13 protein-coding genes are annotated in these 16974 nt (G+C 70.0%); 3 read left to right on the forward strand and 10 right to left on the reverse strand.

Translation table 11 applies throughout. The features are described 5' to 3' along the window. Positions 1-2: 2 nt before the first annotated feature. Together ACFU8W_RS13940 and ACFU8W_RS13945 are read left to right on the forward strand one after the other, a co-directional pair. Positions 3-1613 (forward strand): FAD-dependent oxidoreductase, encoded by a 1611-nt coding sequence (locus ACFU8W_RS13940; RefSeq protein WP_384035928.1) that lies wholly within the window; start codon positions 3-5, stop codon positions 1611-1613. A gap of 353 nt (positions 1614-1966) precedes the next feature. Further along, positions 1967-2638, forward strand: a complete 672-nt coding sequence (locus ACFU8W_RS13945; protein ID WP_037700470.1) for a FadR/GntR family transcriptional regulator — start codon at positions 1967-1969, stop codon at positions 2636-2638. 57 nt (positions 2639-2695) lie between these two features. Here the strand turns inward: ACFU8W_RS13945 and ACFU8W_RS13950 are convergent, their stop codons facing one another. The 5 genes from ACFU8W_RS13950 to ACFU8W_RS13970 all read right to left on the reverse strand — a co-directional run bounded on the left by ACFU8W_RS13950 (position 2696) and on the right by ACFU8W_RS13970 (position 8507). Next, a complete protein-coding gene (locus ACFU8W_RS13950; RefSeq protein WP_384035932.1) occupies positions 2696-3748 on the reverse strand; it encodes an ABC transporter permease in 1053 nt (350 codons plus the stop codon). Next, on the reverse strand, positions 3745-5268 hold the full coding sequence (locus ACFU8W_RS13955) for a sugar ABC transporter ATP-binding protein (RefSeq protein WP_384035935.1): 1524 nt from the start codon (positions 5266-5268) through the stop codon (positions 3745-3747). Before ACFU8W_RS13955 ends, ACFU8W_RS13950 begins: the two co-directional genes overlap by 4 nt. A 2-nt stretch (positions 5269-5270) precedes the next feature. After that, positions 5271-6311: a sugar ABC transporter substrate-binding protein gene (locus ACFU8W_RS13960; RefSeq protein ID WP_345513484.1), complete on the reverse strand. Its 1041-nt coding sequence runs from the start codon at positions 6309-6311 to the stop codon at positions 5271-5273. A gap of 73 nt (positions 6312-6384) precedes the next feature. Continuing rightward, positions 6385-7164 carry an SDR family NAD(P)-dependent oxidoreductase gene (locus tag ACFU8W_RS13965; protein WP_384035939.1) on the reverse strand — a complete coding sequence of 260 codons (780 nt, stop codon included), beginning with the start codon at positions 7162-7164 and terminating at the stop codon, positions 6385-6387. Beyond that, complete coding sequence (locus ACFU8W_RS13970) at positions 7164-8507, reverse strand: L-fuconate dehydratase (protein WP_384035942.1); 1344 nt, start codon at positions 8505-8507, stop codon at positions 7164-7166. The genes ACFU8W_RS13965 and ACFU8W_RS13970 overlap by 1 nt, the downstream gene beginning before the upstream one ends. A gap of 256 nt (positions 8508-8763) precedes the next feature. Between ACFU8W_RS13970 and ACFU8W_RS13975 the strand changes: the two genes are divergently transcribed. Continuing rightward, positions 8764-9813, forward strand: coding sequence for a PAC2 family protein (locus ACFU8W_RS13975; protein WP_345513488.1), 1050 nt, complete (start codon positions 8764-8766; stop codon positions 9811-9813). Positions 9814-9924: 111 nt separating this feature from the next. Here ACFU8W_RS13975 and ACFU8W_RS13980 read toward each other — a convergent pair whose 3' ends face one another. The 5 genes from ACFU8W_RS13980 to ACFU8W_RS14000 form a co-directional block, all read right to left on the reverse strand. Beyond that, on the reverse strand, positions 9925-12972 hold the full coding sequence (locus tag ACFU8W_RS13980) for an NPCBM/NEW2 domain-containing protein (protein ID WP_384035945.1): 3048 nt from the start codon (positions 12970-12972) through the stop codon (positions 9925-9927). 109 nt (positions 12973-13081) lie between these two features. Beyond that, entirely contained in the window at positions 13082-14311 is a 1230-nt protein-coding gene (mshC, locus tag ACFU8W_RS13985) for a cysteine--1-D-myo-inosityl 2-amino-2-deoxy-alpha-D-glucopyranoside ligase (protein ID WP_266987586.1), read from the reverse strand. A 415-nt stretch (positions 14312-14726) separates the two neighbouring features. Continuing rightward, positions 14727-15572, reverse strand: coding sequence for an SCO1664 family protein (locus tag ACFU8W_RS13990; protein WP_384035949.1), 846 nt, complete (start codon positions 15570-15572; stop codon positions 14727-14729). Then, positions 15536-16126 carry a DUF3090 domain-containing protein gene (locus ACFU8W_RS13995; RefSeq protein ID WP_030918365.1) on the reverse strand — a complete coding sequence of 197 codons (591 nt, stop codon included), beginning with the start codon at positions 16124-16126 and terminating at the stop codon, positions 15536-15538. Before ACFU8W_RS13995 ends, ACFU8W_RS13990 begins: the two co-directional genes overlap by 37 nt. A gap of 105 nt (positions 16127-16231) precedes the next feature. Then, complete coding sequence (locus tag ACFU8W_RS14000; RefSeq protein WP_345513492.1) at positions 16232-16942, reverse strand: histidine phosphatase family protein; 711 nt, start codon at positions 16940-16942, stop codon at positions 16232-16234. Positions 16943-16974: the final 32 nt, after the last annotated feature.

The following is a 16974-nucleotide window of genomic DNA, read 5'->3' on the forward strand; positions in this document are numbered from 1 at the left end:
ACATGACCACCCTGCAGAGCGTCCCGGCACTCGGGACGCACCCGGCCTCCGGCTCCCTTCCGAGCCGCGCCGAGACTCGGGAGCAGCTCTCCAAGGCGACGTACGACCTCCTGGTGATCGGTGGCGGAATCCTGGGCATCTCCACCGCCTGGCACGCCGCGCAGTCCGGGCTGCGGGTGGCCCTGGTGGACGCCGGCGACTTCGCCGGCGCCACCTCCTCCGCCTCCTCCAAGCTGCTCCACGGCGGTCTGCGCTACCTGCAGACCGGCGCGGTGAAGCTGGTCGCGGAGAACCACTTCGAGCGGCGTGCGGTGTCCCGCCAGGTGGCTCCGCACCTGGCCAATCCGCTCACCTTCTATCTGCCGGTCTACAAGGGCGGGCCGCACGGTGCGGCCAAGCTCGGCGCGGGTGTGTTCGCGTACTCGGCGCTGTCGGCGTTCGGTGACGGCGTCGGCCATGTGATCAGCCCGGCGAGGGCGCAGCGCGATGTGCCGGAGCTGCGCACCGACAATCTGAAGGCGGTCGCGGTCTACGGCGACGACCAGATGAACGACGCCCGGATGGCGCTGATGACGGTCCGTGCGGCCGTCGACGCGGGTGCGGTCGTCCTCAACCATGCCGCGGTCACCGGGCTGCGGTTCACCAAGGGCCGGGTGACGGGCGCCGACCTGGAGGACCGTACGGACGGCACGGAGTTCGGCGTCACCGCCCGGCTGGTGCTGAACGCCACCGGCCCGTGGGTCGACCATCTGCGGAAGATGGAGGACCCGAACGCGGCGCCTTCGATACGCCTGTCCAAGGGCGCGCACCTCGTCCTGAAGCGCACCCGCCCCTGGAAGGCCGCACTCGCCACCCCGATCGACAAGTACCGCATCACGTTCGCCCTGCCGTGGGAGGACATGCTGCTGCTCGGCACGACGGACGAGGAGTACGAGGGCGATCCGGCGGACGTCGCGGTCAACGAGAAGGACACCGCGCAGATCCTGGACGAGGCGGCGTTCTCGATCAAGGACCAGCAGCTGTCCCGCGATCTGATCACATACTCCTTCGCGGGTCTGCGGGTGCTGCCGGGCGGTCCCGGCGACACCTCCAAGGCCAAGCGCGAGACGGTCGTGACGGAGGGCCGAGGCGGGATGCTCTCGGTCGCGGGCGGCAAGTGGACGACCTTCCGCCACATCGGCCGTACGGTGATGAACAAGCTGGCCGCGCTCCCCGGGCACCCGCTGGCCGAGGACATGGAGCCCATGGCGCATCTGCCGAAGAAGCTCCCGCTGCCCGGTATCGCCAACCCGAACGCGGTGGCGCACCGGCTGCTGATCGACGGTGGAACGCCCGGACCGCGGATGTCCGCCGACACCGCCCGGCACCTCGCCACGCACTACGGCTCGCTCTCCTTCGACATCGCGCGGCTGGCGAACGAGAACCCGGCGCTGGCCGAGCGCATCCACCCGGACGCGCCGGAGATCTGGGCACAGGTCGCCTACGCGCGTGACCACGAGTGGGCGCAGACGGCCGACGACGTGCTGCGCCGCCGCACGACGCTGACCATCCGGGGCCTGGCCACGGACGAGATCCGGACCAGGGTCGAGGGAATGCTGGCCGACAAGGGCTGACCGGTACCGGCAACGGCCGGCGCACGGGCGGGGGCGGTTTCCACGGGGGAGCCGCCCCCGCCCGCGTACCCGCTGTGACCTGGGGCGGCCGGTTGACGTGCCCTACGGCTGCCGTGCGCGCGCAATGTGACGCGGGGACAGTGGAAACCATGAAGTTCGAGACACTGCAGCGCTTCGCGGAGGAAATCGCTCCGGTGGTAGGGCGCGAGGCTTCGTCGACACTCCGGAATGGAGCGATCGATCACCTCCTGCGGCAGACGGGGTTCTTCCGCCTGGTCCGACCCCCATAATGAAGAGATACATCGGATGTCTTGTGCCGGGGTCTGATCCCGTCCGAATCCAGGAGGACCGTCATGGCTGTCACCGACGAGGCGATCGAGAAGATCAAGGGAATGATCGTCTCGGGTGCGCTACGGCCAGGCGACCGGCTGCCCAAGGAGAGCGAACTGGCGGCGGAGCTCGGGCTCTCCCGCAACTCGCTGCGGGAGGCCGTCCGTGCCCTGTCGCTGATCCGCATCCTCGACGTCCGGCAGGGCGACGGCACGTACGTCACCAGCCTCGACCCGCAGCTGCTGCTGGAGGCGCTGAGCTTCGTCGTGGACTTCCACCGCGACGACACGGTGCTGGAGTTCCTGGCGGTCCGCCGGATCCTGGAGCCCGCCGCGACGGCGATGGCGGCGACGCGGATCAGCGAGGCGCAACTGGACGTGCTGAGCTCCCAGCTGGACGCGCTGGGCGCGCAGCCGTCGGTCGAGGAGCTGGTCGCCTGCGACCTGGAGTTCCACCGCGGCATCGTGCAGTCGTCCGGGAATTCGGTGCTCTGCTCGCTGCTCGACGGTCTCTCCGGGCCGACGACGCGGGCCCGTGTCTGGCGCGGACTGACGCAGGAGGACGCGGTCAGCCGGACGCTGCACGAGCACCGGGCGATCGTGTCGGCGCTGCGGGACCGGGATGCGGAGGCTGCGCGGGCCTGGGCGACGGTGCATGTGGCGAGCGTGGAGCAGTGGCTGAGGTCGACGCTGTGACATGCGTACGGGCCGGTGCGCGGAACCCTCCGCGCACCGGCCCGTACGGACCACGGTTCAGTCCTGCTTCTCGCCGCTCGCGAAGCGGGAGATGACCAGGGCGACGATGATGATCGCGCCGTTGAGGAACTGGTTCCACAGTGCGGGGACGCCGCCGAGGGTCATCACATTGACCACCAGCTGCAGCGTCAGCACTCCGGTCAGCGCGCCGAACAGCGTGCCACGACCGCCCTTGAGGCTGATGCCGCCGATGACCGCCGCGGCGAACACCTGGAAGATCCAGCCGTTGCCCTGCGTCGCGGCGACCGCCCCGTAGTGGCCGGTGTAGAGGATGCCCGCGAAGGCCGCCAGTAGACCGCCGATGGCAAGCACGATCCAGGTGATCCGGTCGACCCGGATGCCCGCGGCCCGCGCCGCTTCCGGGTTGCCCCCGATCGCGTACAGCGAACGCCCGTGGCGCAGCCAGGCCAGCGCCGCGCCGCCGATCGCGAAGAGCACCAGACAGATCCAGACTGCGGCCGGTGCGCCGAGCCACTCGCTCTTGCCGAGGTAGCGGAACGACTCCGGGACGTCGGTGATGGACTTGCCCTCGGTGATGCCGATGTGGAGTCCGCGCAGCATGGTGAGCATGCCGAGCGTGGCGATGAAGCCGTTGACCCGGAGCTTCAGCATCAGGAAGCCGTTGATCGCGCCGATCGCGAGCCCCACCAGCAGGCAGAGCGGGATCGCCGACCAGGTGGGCAGCAGGCCGAGGCCGGCGAAGCGGCCGCCCTCGGTGGGCAGCACCAGCCACATGGCGACGACGGGCGCGATGCCGATCGTCGACTCCAGGGACAGGTCCATCCGTCCGCAGATGAGGATCAGGGCCTGGCCGAGGACCAGCAGGCTGAGTTCGGAGGACTGCTGGACGACGCTGATCAGGTTGTCGGAGGTGAGGAAGACCGGCGAGACGATGAAGCCGATCACCATCAGCACCAGGATCACCGGCACCAGGGAGAAGTCGCTCCACCGGATCAGCTTGAGCCGGCTCAGCGGGCTGTCGTCGCCGAGCCCGCCCTTGAGTCCCCCGTTGATGTCGTCGGCCGTCGACGGCCGTATCGTGCCGGTCATTCCCTTTCCCCCACACCTTCCATGGCGGCGACGAGTTCCCCGTCGGTCCACCCGCTTCCGAACGTTGCAACCACTCGCCCGTGGAACAGGGCGAGCACCCGGTCGCAGACCCGCAGATCGTCCAGCTCGTCCGAGACGACGACTGCGGCATTGCCCTCGTCGGCGACCCGCCGGACGACACCCAGCAGCGAGTCCTTGGACTTGACGTCCACACCCGCGGTGGGCCGGACCGCGACCAGCACGCTCGGCTTGCGGGCCAGTGCGCGGGCGACCACCACCTTCTGCTGGTTGCCGCCCGACAGCCCGGCGACGGGCTGTTCGGGTCCCTGTGTCTTGATGTCCAGCGACTCGATCATCGACCGTGCGAACTCCCTGGTGCGGGAGGGCAGTACGGTCCCCCACGGTCCGAGCTGGTCGGTGACCGTGAGGGTGGCGTTCTCGGCGACGCTGCGTCCCAGGACAAGGCCCTGGTCGTGCCGGTCCTCGGGGATGTACCCGATTCCGGCGTCCAGCGCGTGCGGCACGCTGCCGGACGGCACCGTCCTCCCATGCACGGAGACCGTGCCGCCGCTGGCCTTCCGCATCCCGGCGAGTGCCTCACCGAGTGCGGTGTTGCCGCTGGCCGCGGATCCGGCGAGGCCGAGCACCTCGCCGGGGCGGACCTGAAGGTCCAGCGGCTCGAACTGGCCCTCCAGGGAGAGCCCTTCGGTGCGCAGGACGGGCTCCACCGACGCATCCCCCACCGCTGCCCGGTCACCGCCCGCGTGCCAGGCGGCGGGTCCGCTGCCCTTCTCGCCCGTCATCGCCGTGACCAGTTCGGTCTTGGTGAGGTCGGCGACCGGAGCGGTCAGGACGTGGCGTGCGTCGCGGTAGACGGTGACGGCGGTGCACAGGTCGTACACCTCCTGCAGATGATGGGAGATGAACAGGAACGCCACTCCCTGGCTCTGCAGTTCCCTGAGCTTGTCGAAGAGCCGCCCGATGCCGCGGGCGTCGAGCTGGGCGGTCGGTTCGTCCAGGATGATCAGCCGGGCGCCGAAGGACAGCGCCCGCGCGATCTCGACGAACTGCCGCTGCTCCACGGCCAGATCCCTGGCCCGGGTGTTGGGGTCGACCTGGACGCCGTACTCGGCGAGGAGTTGCTCCGCACGCCTGCGGAGCCTTCCCCAGCTGATCCACCGCGACTCGTCGTCCAGCCGGCCGAGGAAGAGGTTCTCGGCGACGGTCAGATCGGGGACGACCATGGACTTCTGGTAGACGCACGCGACCTTCGACTGCCAGGCCGTGGTGTCCCCGAAGGCGGGCGCGGGCTCCCCGCCGAAGCGGACCGTGCCCGCGTCCGCCTTGTGCAGTCCCGTCAGGACGCTGACCAGCGTGGACTTGCCCGCGCCGTTACGGCCGACGAGGGCATGGGACTCCCCGGGCTGCACGGTGAGCTGCACACCGTCGAGCGCCACGGTGGGCCCGAAGCGTTTGACGACGCCTTCCGCCTCTACGGCAGGTGGTGGTGCCTGGTCCATGGCTAGCTCTTCTTCTCCAGCTGGTTGGCCCACAGCTTCGGGTCGTCGACGTTGTCCTTGGTCACCAGGGGCGCGGGAAGCTGGTCCTCGAAGCCGTTCGGGATCTTGATGATGTTCGAGTCGTGGTCGGTCGGTCCCTCCTTGAAGGTCTTACCGTCCAGTGCCGCCTTGGCGTAGTACAGCGCGTACTTCGCGTACAGGTCTGCGGGCTGCGAGATCGTCGCGTCGATCTTGCCCGCCCTGATGGCGTCGAACTCCTCCGGGATGCCGTCGTTGGAGATGATCGTGATGTGGCCCGCCGTACCGGCCGGCTTCAGCAGCTTCTTCTGCTCCAGCAGCGCGAGGGTCGGCTGCAGGAAGACACCGCCGGCCTGCATGTAGATGCCGTTGATGTCGGGGTTGGCGGCGAGCGTGGACTGGAGCTTGGCGGACGCGACGTCGCCCTTCCAGTCGGTGGCCAGCTCGAAGACCTTGATGCCCGGGTAGTCCTTGTCCATGCAGGCCTTGAACGCCTCGGACCGGTCGCGGCCGTTGATCGAGGACAGGTCGCCCTGGAACTCGACGACCTTGCCCTTGCCCTTCAGCTGCTCGCCGAGGTACTTGCAGGCGTTGGTTCCGTACGCCTTGTTGTCGGCGCGGACGACCATGTAGACGTTGCCCTTGTCGGGGCGGGTGTCGACGCTGATGACCGGGATCTTCTTGTCGTTCAGCGTGTTCAGCGACTCGGCGATGGCGCCGGTGTCCTGCGGGGCCATCACGACGGCCTTGGCGCCCTGGTCGGTGAACGTCTGGACATTGGCGACGAGCTTGCCGATGTCGTTCTGCGAGTTGGTCAGCGGCAGTGCCTTGACCTCACCCGCCTTGACGCCCTTCTCGATGTAGTTCTGGTACGAGTTCCAGAAGTCACTGTCGCTGCGCGGCAGGTCGATACCGACCTTCCCGGCGCCCGCGCCGTCATCGGTGGACTCGCGGTTGCAGCCCGCGAGGGCAGTGACGGCCAGCAGCACGGCGCAGGCTGCCGCACTCGTCGTACGCACTCTCATTGGTGTCCCGTCCTTCGTGGAGTACTGGCTCGATGCTCGGTTGGATGGTGCGGCTCGGCTTCGGTGGGGTGGATCAGTTGCCGACGGGCCGCAGGCGCAGGCCCTGCATTCCGCCGTCGACCGCGAGTGCCGTGCCCGTGACGGAGGCGGCGGCGGGGCTTGCGAGGTAGACGATCGCGGCGGCGACCTCGTCGGCCGACACGAGTCGTCCCATCGGCTGGCGGGCGTCGAGTGCGGCGCGTTCGGCGGCCGGGTCGTCGGCCTGGCCGAGGAGCCGGCCGATCCACGGGGTGTCCGCGGTGCCGGGGTTGACGCAGTTGACACGGACACCTTCGCGGACGTGATCGGCGGCCATGGCAAGGGTCAGCGAGAGCACCGCGCCCTTGCTGGCGCTGTACAGGGCGCGCTGCGGCAGTCCCGCGGTCGCCGCGATGGAACAGGTGTGCGTGATCGAGACGGCGCCGGGTCGGTCGGCCGCCGCACGCCGCAGATGGGGCAGGGCGTGCCTGGCGGTGCGGACCATGCCGAGGACATTGATGTCCAGGACCCGGGCCCACTCCTCGTCGGCGTTGTCCTCGACGGTGCCGATCGAGCCGATGCCCGCGTTGGACACGACGGTGTGCAGCGAGCCCAGTTCGGCGGCTGCCCGGTCCACCGCCTCGCGCACGGCGTCGTCGTCGGTGACGTCCGCCTTGACGGCGAGGGTGCCCTCGGGGGCGCCCGCGGTCTCCCGGTCGAGCACGGCCACGCGCGCGCCGCGTTCCAGCAGCAGCGTCGCGACGGCGGCCCCGATACCGGAGGCGCCGCCCGTCACCAGGGCGGACATCCCCTCGAAGTCGCTTGTGCCGGTCATCAGTTGGCCTCCTCGAGCGTGCGGCGGGCCTGCCATACGGGGCCCTCCGGGAAACGGTGTGCGGCGATCGATTCGGGGAGCATCCGGGCGGAGAAGCCCGGGGAGCTCGGGGCGACGTAGCGCCCTCCTTCGATCACGGTGGGGTCGACGAAGTGTTCGTGGAGGTGGTCGACGTACTCGATCACGCGGTTCTCCCAGCTGCCGGAGACCGCCACGTAGTCGAACATCGACAGGTGCTGCACCAGCTCGCACAGTCCGACGCCGCCCGCGTGCGGGCAGACCGGCACGCCGAACTTGGCGGCGAGCAGCAGGATCGCCAGGTTCTCGTTGACGCCCGCGACGCGCGCCGCGTCGATCTGGACGAAGTCGACGGCGCCTGCCTGGAGCAGCTGCTTGAACACGACGCGGTTGGCGACGTGTTCACCGGTGGCGACCTTGACCGGCTGCCCGGCCCGGACGGCGGCGTGTCCGAGGATGTCGTCGGGGCTGGTCGGCTCCTCGATCCAGTGCGGGTCGAACGGTGCGAGCGCGGTCATCCACTCCACCGCGTCGGCGACGTCCCACCGCTGGTTGGCGTCGACGGCGATCCTGATGTCCGGTCCGACGGCCTCGCGGGCCAGGGAGAGCCTGCGGACGTCGTCGCCGAGGTCTCCGCCGACCTTCAGCTTGATCTGGGTGAAGCCGTCCGCGACGGCCTCCTTCGCCAGTCGGACCAGTTTGTCGTCGGCGTAGCCGAGCCAGCCGGGCGACGTGGTGTACGCGGGGTAGCCCTCGGCACGGAGCCGTTCGGCTCGCTCGGCGCGGCCCGGTTCGGCCGTCCGGAGGATCTCGAGGGCCTCGTCCGGGGTGAGGACATCGGTGAGATAGCGGAAATCGACGAGGGAGACGAGCTCCTCCGGAGTCATTTCCGCGAGGAACTGCCAGACGGGTCTGCCCGCCTGCTTCGCGGCCAGGTCCCATGCGGCGTTGACGACCGCGCCCGCCGCCATGTGCATCACGCCCTTCTCCGGGCCGAGCCAGCGAAGTTGCGAGTCATGGGTGAGCTCGCGGTACAGCGCGCCGAGATCGGCGGCGGTACGTGGCGCCGGGCGGCCCACGACGTACGGGCGCAGCGCGTCGATGGCGGCCGCCATCACCTCGTTGCCGCGCCCGATGGTGAAGCAGAAGCCATGACCCTCGATACCGGCTCCGTCGTCGTCCGAGCCGTCCGGGGCATCTGTACGCAGTACGACATAGGCGGCGGAGTAGTCGGGATCGGGGTTCATGGCGTCCGAGCCGTCCAGTTGCTCCGAGGTCGGAAAACGGATGTCGTGGACCTCGAAGTCCGTGACGGTCTGACTCATGTGCGCCCCCAGGGGAATAACATCGGACCTCTGTTCTGGTCATCCGATGTATAGCGTCATGAAGGCGCCAACGTCCAGAGTTGAGCCGAAATTGACGGGACACAGCTCGGATGAATCCGGAGGTTGGTGCCCTGACTGGGCCGGTGACGCACCCCCTGGGGCCAGGTTCACCCGGCCGTGGACAGGGGCTGCGGCGATGGAGCCCCGACGCCGTAAGGTTGGTGCGTACGCAAGGGAACTTCGGAAGGAGGCCTGGGTGATCGAGCTCGCGGGGGTTCCCGAGCTGATCGACCCGGTCATGGTGGCCGCGTTCGAGGGGTGGAACGACGCAGGTGACGCCGCCTCCACAGCGGTCGCGCACCTGGACCGGGAGTGGAAGGGGGAGGTGTTCGCGGCGCTCGACGCCGAGGACTACTACGACTTCCAGGTCAACCGGCCGACGGTCTGGCTGGACGGCGGGGTACGCAAGATCACCTGGCCCACCACGCGGCTCTCCGTGGTCCGTGTCGGCGGGGACAAGCCCCGCGATCTCGTCCTGGTCCGCGGTATCGAGCCGTCGATGCGCTGGCGCTCGTTCTGCAACGAGATCCTGGGCTTCGCCCATGAGCTGGGCGTCGAGATGGTGGTGGTGCTGGGCGCACTGCTCGGCGACACCCCGCACACCCGCCCGGTACCGGTCAGCGGAGTCACCTCCGACCCGGATCTGGCGCGGACCATGGATCTGGAGGAGACCCGGTACGAGGGACCGACGGGCATCGTCGGCATCCTCCAGGAGGCGTGCACGCATGCGGGTGTGCCCGCGGTGAGCCTCTGGGCGGCCGTGCCGCACTATGTGTCGCAACCGCCCAACCCGAAGGCCACCATGGCGCTGCTGAACCGCCTGGAGGACCTGCTCGGACTGCGCATCCCGCTGGGCGAGCTGCCCGAGGACGCGCGTGCCTGGCAGCTCGGGGTCGATCAACTGGCCGCCGAGGACAGCGAAGTGGCGGAGTACGTGCAGACGCTCGAGGAGGCCCGGGACACCGCGGAGCTTCCCGAGGCGACGGGCGAAGCCATCGCCCGGGAGTTCGAGCGGTATCTGCGACGCCGGGACATCGGCCCGGGCTCCGGACCGGGCCAGGCGCCGGGCGGGCATGCGACGGAGAGCGGCGACGCCTCGTATCTGCGCGACACGTCGAGCGGCCGCACCCGGCCGCCGAAGCCGTCGCGGCCGGAGACGGGGACACCGCCGGGAACCTCTGGCGAGCCCACTCAAGCGCAACCCTCCGACGACGACAACGACTCCGAAGATTCATCGGAGGACTGACGGTGGTGCGCCGGGCGGGCACTCGACCCACCCGGCGCACCACTGTTGAGCGGCCTCCAGTGCCGTGACCGGCAATGTCTGCCCCGCGACGGGGCAAAGCCTGCCGGGGCACTAGGAGCAGCTGAAGCGCGCCGCGGCCCAGTCCCCGTGGTCACCGGTCTTGGATCCGTTGGTGTCGGTGACCTTCAGATGCACATGGCGCGCACCGGTGACGTCCACGTCGACCGGCACGGTGGCCGATGCCCCGGTCACCTTCGGTGAGGTCCACAGCACCTTGCCGTCCGCCTCGACGGAGAACGCCACTTCGCCGTAGCCGTTGATTTCGTCGTCGATCCCGACGTCCGCGGTGAACGCGGTGCAGCGCCCGCCGAGATAGACCTCGATGTCGGAGTCGGCGTGGCTGCCGATCCCCTTCGCGTAGGTCTTCCCGGCCAGGGTGAGGGTGTGTCCGTCGGTCGCGCCCGACTCGCCGTTGCTGCGGTCGCGTTCGGCCGGCCCGTAGCCGTTGGTCGACTTCAGCCACACCAGGTCGCTCGCCCAGGTGTCGGCGGTCGGCGGCTGGGGCATCACCGCGGCCGCGAACCGCTGGACGGTGGTACGGGATTCGCCCGCCACCCGGTAGCGGGCGAGCGCGGTGATCCGGGCCTCGCCGGCCGTGGCGTCCTTCGCCGGGGTGACCGCCACCTCGACCCGCCGGGTGGTGCCCGCCGGGATCCGGTCCACGGTGCTCGCCGGGGTGACCTGCCAGCCCTCGGGGACGTCCAGGCCGACCGCGGCGTCCGTCACGTCGGCACTGCCCGCGGTGACATCGACGGCCACCGTGCCCGCGACGCCCGCCCCGAGCTCCTGCCCCTCCGGCGCGGAGACGACGGCCGTGGCGGCCGCGTTCTTCCCGCCGACGGCGCTGGTGTCCTCCAGCTTCACGCTGAACTCCTTGCCGGTGGAGAGCGGCGCGGTCTTGATCTTCACCACTCCGCCGCGATCGTCCCGGTCGTACCACCAGCCCTGCTTCGCGGTCTTGTACGCGGCCTCGGAACCCAGCCGGGGCAGCTTGCCGTCGAGCTTCACCGCGCTCGGCGCGGACCCGGTGTGCACGCTGAACTCGTACGGCCGCCTGCTCTGCTTGCCGGTGAAGTCCCCCTTGCTCTCCCCGATGTTCACGGTGATGTCGCCCACGCCCCGGACGGGTGCGTCGACGTTCGCCCGCTGGGTGGCGTACCTGCCGTCGCGGTGCTGCCGGGTGACGCCGTCGTCCTCGTACAGCGTGAAGGAGGAAGCGCCCTGCGGGTAGATGTCCCAGGCCAGCGAGGAGTCGGCGGTCCGGTCCTGGTACGAGCGGATGCCCGGCCACATCGGCACACTGGCTCCGGCCTTCACGAAGAGCGGCAGGGTGTCGAGCGGGGCGCTGTAGTGGTCGACGGTCGTGGGCTCCTGGTAGGTGCGGCCGCTCCAGTAGTCGATCCAGGTGCCCTTCGGCAGATAGATCCCGTCGCGGTGGGTGCTGTCCTGGTAGACGGGTGCGACGAGGAAGTCCTCGCCGGACATGAACTCGTACTTCGCCGCGCCCGTCGCGGCCTTCGGGTCGTCCGGGTATTCGAGGACGAGCGGGCGGACCATGCCGACACCGGTCTTGGTCGCCTCGTGCGCGTACGAGTACTGGTACGGCAGCAGCGACTCCTTGAGCTTGAGATAGTCGCGGTTGATGGAGGTGTAGGGCTCGCCGTAGCGGAAGGGCTGCTTGTCGCTGGCCGCCCAGCCGTCCATCGTCATCGTGGTGCCCAGGAACATCTTCCACTGGAGATCCCGGGTGTACGTTTTGGCGCTGCCGCCGAAGATGCCGTCGACGTCGCCCGTCGTGTAGGCGAGTCCGGACATCGTGGCACCCGCGTAGGTCGGGATCTGCCAGCGGATGTAGTCCCAGGTGCCGTACTGGTCACCGGACCACTGGACGCCGCAGCGCTGCGCGCCCGACCAGCTCTCCGGGGCGTAGGTGAAGCCACGGGCGTCGCTGTTGTCCTCGATGCCCTTGTACGCGTCCTTGCAGCCGTCCAGCGCGAACTTGTAGCCCGCTCCGACCCAGGCGACGTCCAGCTTGGCGACCCGCTGGCCGGCCTTGACCTGGTCGGCGATCTTGCCGATGCCGTCCTGGGTCCACAGGCCGAGCTGCATGCCGCGGTCCTGGAGACCCTTGGCGGTCTCGGCGAGGTCCTCGTGGCCGCAGCCGTAACCGTCGTTGACGAGCATCCACCCGTTGGGCATGTCGTGCTCGACGTAACCGTCGGCGACCTTCAGGGCATCCAGGGTGTGGCGCTCGCCGCGGTTGGCATTGTGCAGGTAGCAGTCGGCGTCGCCGATCTCCATCCCGTACACGGGCGGCAGGAAGGGCTTGCCGGTGAGCTTCGTGTACTGCCCGATGACATCCTTGGCACCGTCGCCTGCGAAGTAGTAGGCGTCGAAGCGCTGTTCCTGCGCGCTGGTGGTCACCGGGTCGGTGAACGCGTAGGTGTTGGGCGCGTAGGTGTTGCGGAAGACGCCGTACCCGGCGGAGGAGAGGTAGAACGGCACGGAATTGGGGTGACCGCCGTCGTTCCAGTTGTAGTCGACGCCGACCTCGACGGTCTTGTCGCGGTGCGAGGTGTTGCCGCGCCCGTTCTGCATGCCGGCGCCGTAGAACTGCTCGTCGGCGCCGCGGGCCAGCGTCTGGGTGGTGCGCTTCCCGTCCCAGCTGAGCCCCTTGGCCTCGGACCAGACGAGGCTGCCGTCGGCCCGGTGGAGCTCGAAGCGCAGCGGCGACTTGTAGGCGCGCAGCGTGACGCTGCCGGTGGACAGCTCGTACCGGTCGCTCCTCTCCTTCCACCGGGTGTGCGGCGGGGCGCCCTGCGGCAGGACGATGTCGTCGCCGGTCGGGTCGGAGAACGTACCGTCCGGGGCGAGTTCGATACGGAAGGTCTCGTCCGTGACGAAGCTGACCCGGGCCTCGGCGGAGCCGGCTCTGAGGTGGTAGACGGACCCGTCGGCGGAGAAACCGCTCACATCGCCGACCGTCGTGGCCTCGGGCGCGGCGGGTTCGGCCTGTGCGCTGCCGGGTCCCGCAAACACGGCGACCAGTCCCAGCAGAGCTGCAACTGCCACCACTCTGATGCGCGTTGATGATTGCATAGAGCGCTTTTAGCGCAGCCGCAAGCATTTGACCATGGACAAAACAGGACCGGCCCCGAACTTCGTGGAGAAGTCCAAGGCCGGCCAACAGGCAGAGAAAGAAGGGTTGTTACAGCGCGACACCCAGCAGCGCGTCGACGGTGCGCGAGACGAGGCCCGGTGCACCCTCGTCCGTACCGCCCTCGGCGTTCTGGCGCTCGGCCCAGCGGTCCACGGCGGCCAGAGCGGCCGGCGCGTCCAGGTCGTCGGCGAGAGCCTCGCGGACCTCGTCGACGAGGGCGTCGGCGGACAGTCCGTCGGGCCGGGAGACGGCGGAACGCCACCGCGCGAGCCGCTCGACGGCGTCGGCGAGCACCTGGTCGGTCCACTCCCAGTCCGACCGGTAGTGGTGCGAGAGCAGCGCCAGCCTGATCGCGGCCGGGTCCACGCCGTCGCGGCGCAGCGCCGACACGAAGACCAGGTTGCCCCGGGACTTGGACATCTTCTCGCCGTCCAGGGCGACCATGCCGGCGTGCACGTACGCCTGGGCGAACGGGTGCTCGCCGGTCAGCACCTGGGCGTGCGATGCGCCCATCTCGTGATGCGGGAAGGCGAGGTCGGACCCGCCTCCCTGGACGTCGAAGCCCATGCCGAGGTGGTCCAGCGCGATGGCCACGCACTCGATGTGCCAACCGGGCCGGCCTGCACCGAGCGAGGCACCGTCCCAGCTCGGCTCACCCTCGCGGGCGGCCATCCAGAGCATCGGGTCGAGCGGGTTCTTCTTCCCCGGGCGCTCCGGGTCGCCCCCGCGCTCTGCGGAGAGCAGCCGCATCGCCTCGGCGTCCAGGTTGGACACCTCGCCGAAGTGCGGGTCGGTCTCGACGGAGAAGTACACGTCACCGTCGAGTTCGTAGGCGGCACCGGCGTCCCGGAGCCGTTCGACGAGCGGGACGATGCCGGGTATCGCCTCCACCGCGCCGATGTAATGCTTCGGCGGAAGCATGCGCAGGGCGGTCATGTCCTCGCGGAAGAGGGCCGTCTCGCGCTCGGCGAGCTCGGTCCAGTCCTGACCGTCGCGCACGGCCCGCTCCAGCAGCGGATCGTCCACGTCGGTCACATTCTGGACATAGTGAACCTGCCGCTTGGTGTCGAGCCACACGCGCTGAACGAGGTCGAACGCGTTGTAGGTCGCCGCATGACCCATGTGGGTCGCGTCGTACGGCGTGATGCCGCAGACGTAGATGCGGGCGACGGGACCGGGGTCAAGAGTGATCCGTCCGCCGGTCGCGGTGTCGTGGATCCGAAGGTCGCGGCCCTTGCCAGGCAGGGCGGGGACCTCAGAAGCGGGCCAGGCATGCATGCCATGAGCGTAACCGGACGTTGCTTCCGGATACGAACCGGATACGGGATCCCGGCCTGAGCGACGGTCGTGCGCTCGCGCGGTGCCCGCTCCCTGCCGCGCCGATTCCCGAAGCCGTGGCACTGCCCCGGCCCCCGGTCCCTTCGCCGCCGGACGGGCCGTGCGCGGCCCACAGGCCCCCCTCAGACGGCGTAAGGACGTGCTCGACACCGGAGGGGCTCAAGGATGTTCTCCGGTGCCGGACGGGCTCGATTGCCGGCCGCCCACCGTCGGGAAGGCTCCGCCCCGGGCCTTCACGAGCGAGACCCGGGGCGGAGCCGCAGAAGATCAGCCCCTCCGGCGCGTGAGGAGCAAGGGTTCAGGGGCGCGCCTCCGGCCTTCGGGCAGGAGCGGGCAGGGAAAACGCCCCGGGCCGTCACACCGGTGGCCAGGGGATCGCCGGCCACTCGCCGCTGGGCCCCGGGTGCCGCCCCGTCATCCGCAGCGCCTCCACCCGCCCCCGCAACGCATCGATCTCCGCTGCAGTGATCAGCTCCGCCAGCCGGGTGACCAGCGCCCTCCCCGGGGCCAGCTCTTCCGCCAGCCGGTCCAGCACATCGACGGCCTCGGCCGTCAGCGGTTCCCCCGCCCACCCCCACAGCAGCGTCCGCAGCTTGTCGTCCGCGTTGAACGTGACTCCGTGGTCGATGCCGTACAGCCGGCCGTCCGGCGCCGGCAGCAGGTGCCCGCCCTTTCGGTCGGCGTTGTTGATCACCGCGTCGAGGACCGCCAGCCGCCGCAGCCGCGGATCGTCCGCGTGCACCAGCAGCGCCGTCCTCCCCTCGCCCACCTCGGCCTGGACGACGGCCTTCCACCCGTCCCCCGGCTCCTCGTCCTCGACGAGAGCCAGCAGCGGAGGCTCACCGTCCGCGGATGACTCCGAGGGCGCCTCGATCCACAGCTGGCACATCCCCTCCCCGTACGGCCCGTCCCGCAGCACGGTCGGCGGCACCAGCCCCCACCCCGTCACCTCGGAGATCTCGTACGCGGCGACCTCACGCCCGGCGAGCGTGCCGTCGGGGAAGTCCCACAGCGGCTGTTCCCCGGCGACGGGCTTGTATACGCAGGTGCGCTCCTCGCCCTCGTACGCGACCGTGCAGTAGAGCACCGCATTGGACGCGTCACGGACCTGCCCGCGGACGGTGAGCTGCCCCTCGGTGAGCAGAGTGATCAGCCGGGTGTCCGTCAGGCTCCCCGTCGGTATCCGTTCTGGCGCGGGCATACGTGTCCTTCCGGGTCGAGCGGCAGGCTGCACAGCGGGCACGGCGGACGGCCGGCGTTCACGACGTCCAGGGCGCGCTTGGCGAACGCACGCGCCTGCGCGCCGCTGAGCCGGACCCGGAGCATCGGCGGACCGTTCTCCTCGTCCTGCAGCATCCGTTCCTCGGCCTCCGCGAGATCGTCGTCGGAGTCCGCGTCCAGCTCGACCAGGGCCTGCGCCTCGACAATCATGCGCTGTTCCTCGCCGTCCCAGGCGAGAGCCATGGTCCCGACCCGGAACTCCTCCTCGACGGGCACGTCGAGCGGAGCGGTGTCGGTGACGTCCATCGGGGCCACTGCGGGCACCGGCGAGTTCCCGCCGGTCCTCCGCACAACCTCGTCGAGCAGTTCGTCGATCCGCTCGGCGAGCGCGGCGACCTGGGTCTTCTCCAGGGCCACGCTGGTGACACGTCCGCCTGAGGAAGCCTGCAGGAAGAACGTACGGCGTCCAGGCAGCCCGACCGTACCGGCCACGAAACGGTCCGGGGGGTCGTAGAGGAACACCTGACGGGACACGTCCTGTCTCCCTTGAGAATTGACGGCAAATGAGGGGCGGCCGGGTTCCGGGGGAGTCCCGGAGGAAGGGCGCCTACGGCGCGTCCACCCTACTGCGCGGAGCGATCACGGCGCCCCAGCGCCGCCGCCGACCACCGCATCCGTATCTGCTTCCGTATCCGTGGCCGCGCCGGCGCTCGCCTCGCGCGGCTCCAGCGACGCGAAGTCCCCGGTGTCGCCGAGCCGCAGCAGGAAGGGCCGGAGCCGCGTGTAGCGGATCGCGGTGACCGAGCAGGGTTCGGCCTGGATCCGCTGGAAGAGGTCGAGATGCATCCCCAGCGCGTCGGCGACGACGGACTTGATGATGTCGCCGTGCGAGCACATCACGTACACCGCGCCGTCGCCGTGCTCGGCCTCGATCCGGGCGTTCCACTCCCGGACGGCATCGACGGCGCGCGCCTGCATCGCCCGCATCGACTCACCGCCGGGAAAGGCCACGGCCGAGGGATGCTGCTGCACGACGGACATCAGCGGCTCGTCGGAGAGTTCCGCGAGTTTGCGCCCCGCCCAGTCGCCGTAGTCGCATTCGCTGATCCGCTCCTCGGTGTGCAGCGGCAGTCCCGGCCGGGCGTCGAGCAGCGGCTGCAGAGTCTCCCGGCAGCGCTGCAGCGGGCTGCTGACGGCGGCGGCGAGGGGCAGGGAGGCGAGCCGCCCGGGGAGCGCGGCGGCCTGCGCGACGCCGCGCTCGTCGAGCGCCACACCGGGGGTCCGGCCGGCGAGCACCCCGGCCGTGTTGGCGGTGGAGCGTCCGTGGCGTACGAGGATCAGGGTGGGCATACGGGCCAGCGTAAGCCGACGTCCCTCAGGAG

This window comes from Streptomyces sp. NPDC057565, assembly GCF_042801455.1.
Lineage (GTDB): Bacteria > Actinomycetota > Actinomycetes > Streptomycetales > Streptomycetaceae > Streptomyces > Streptomyces yanii.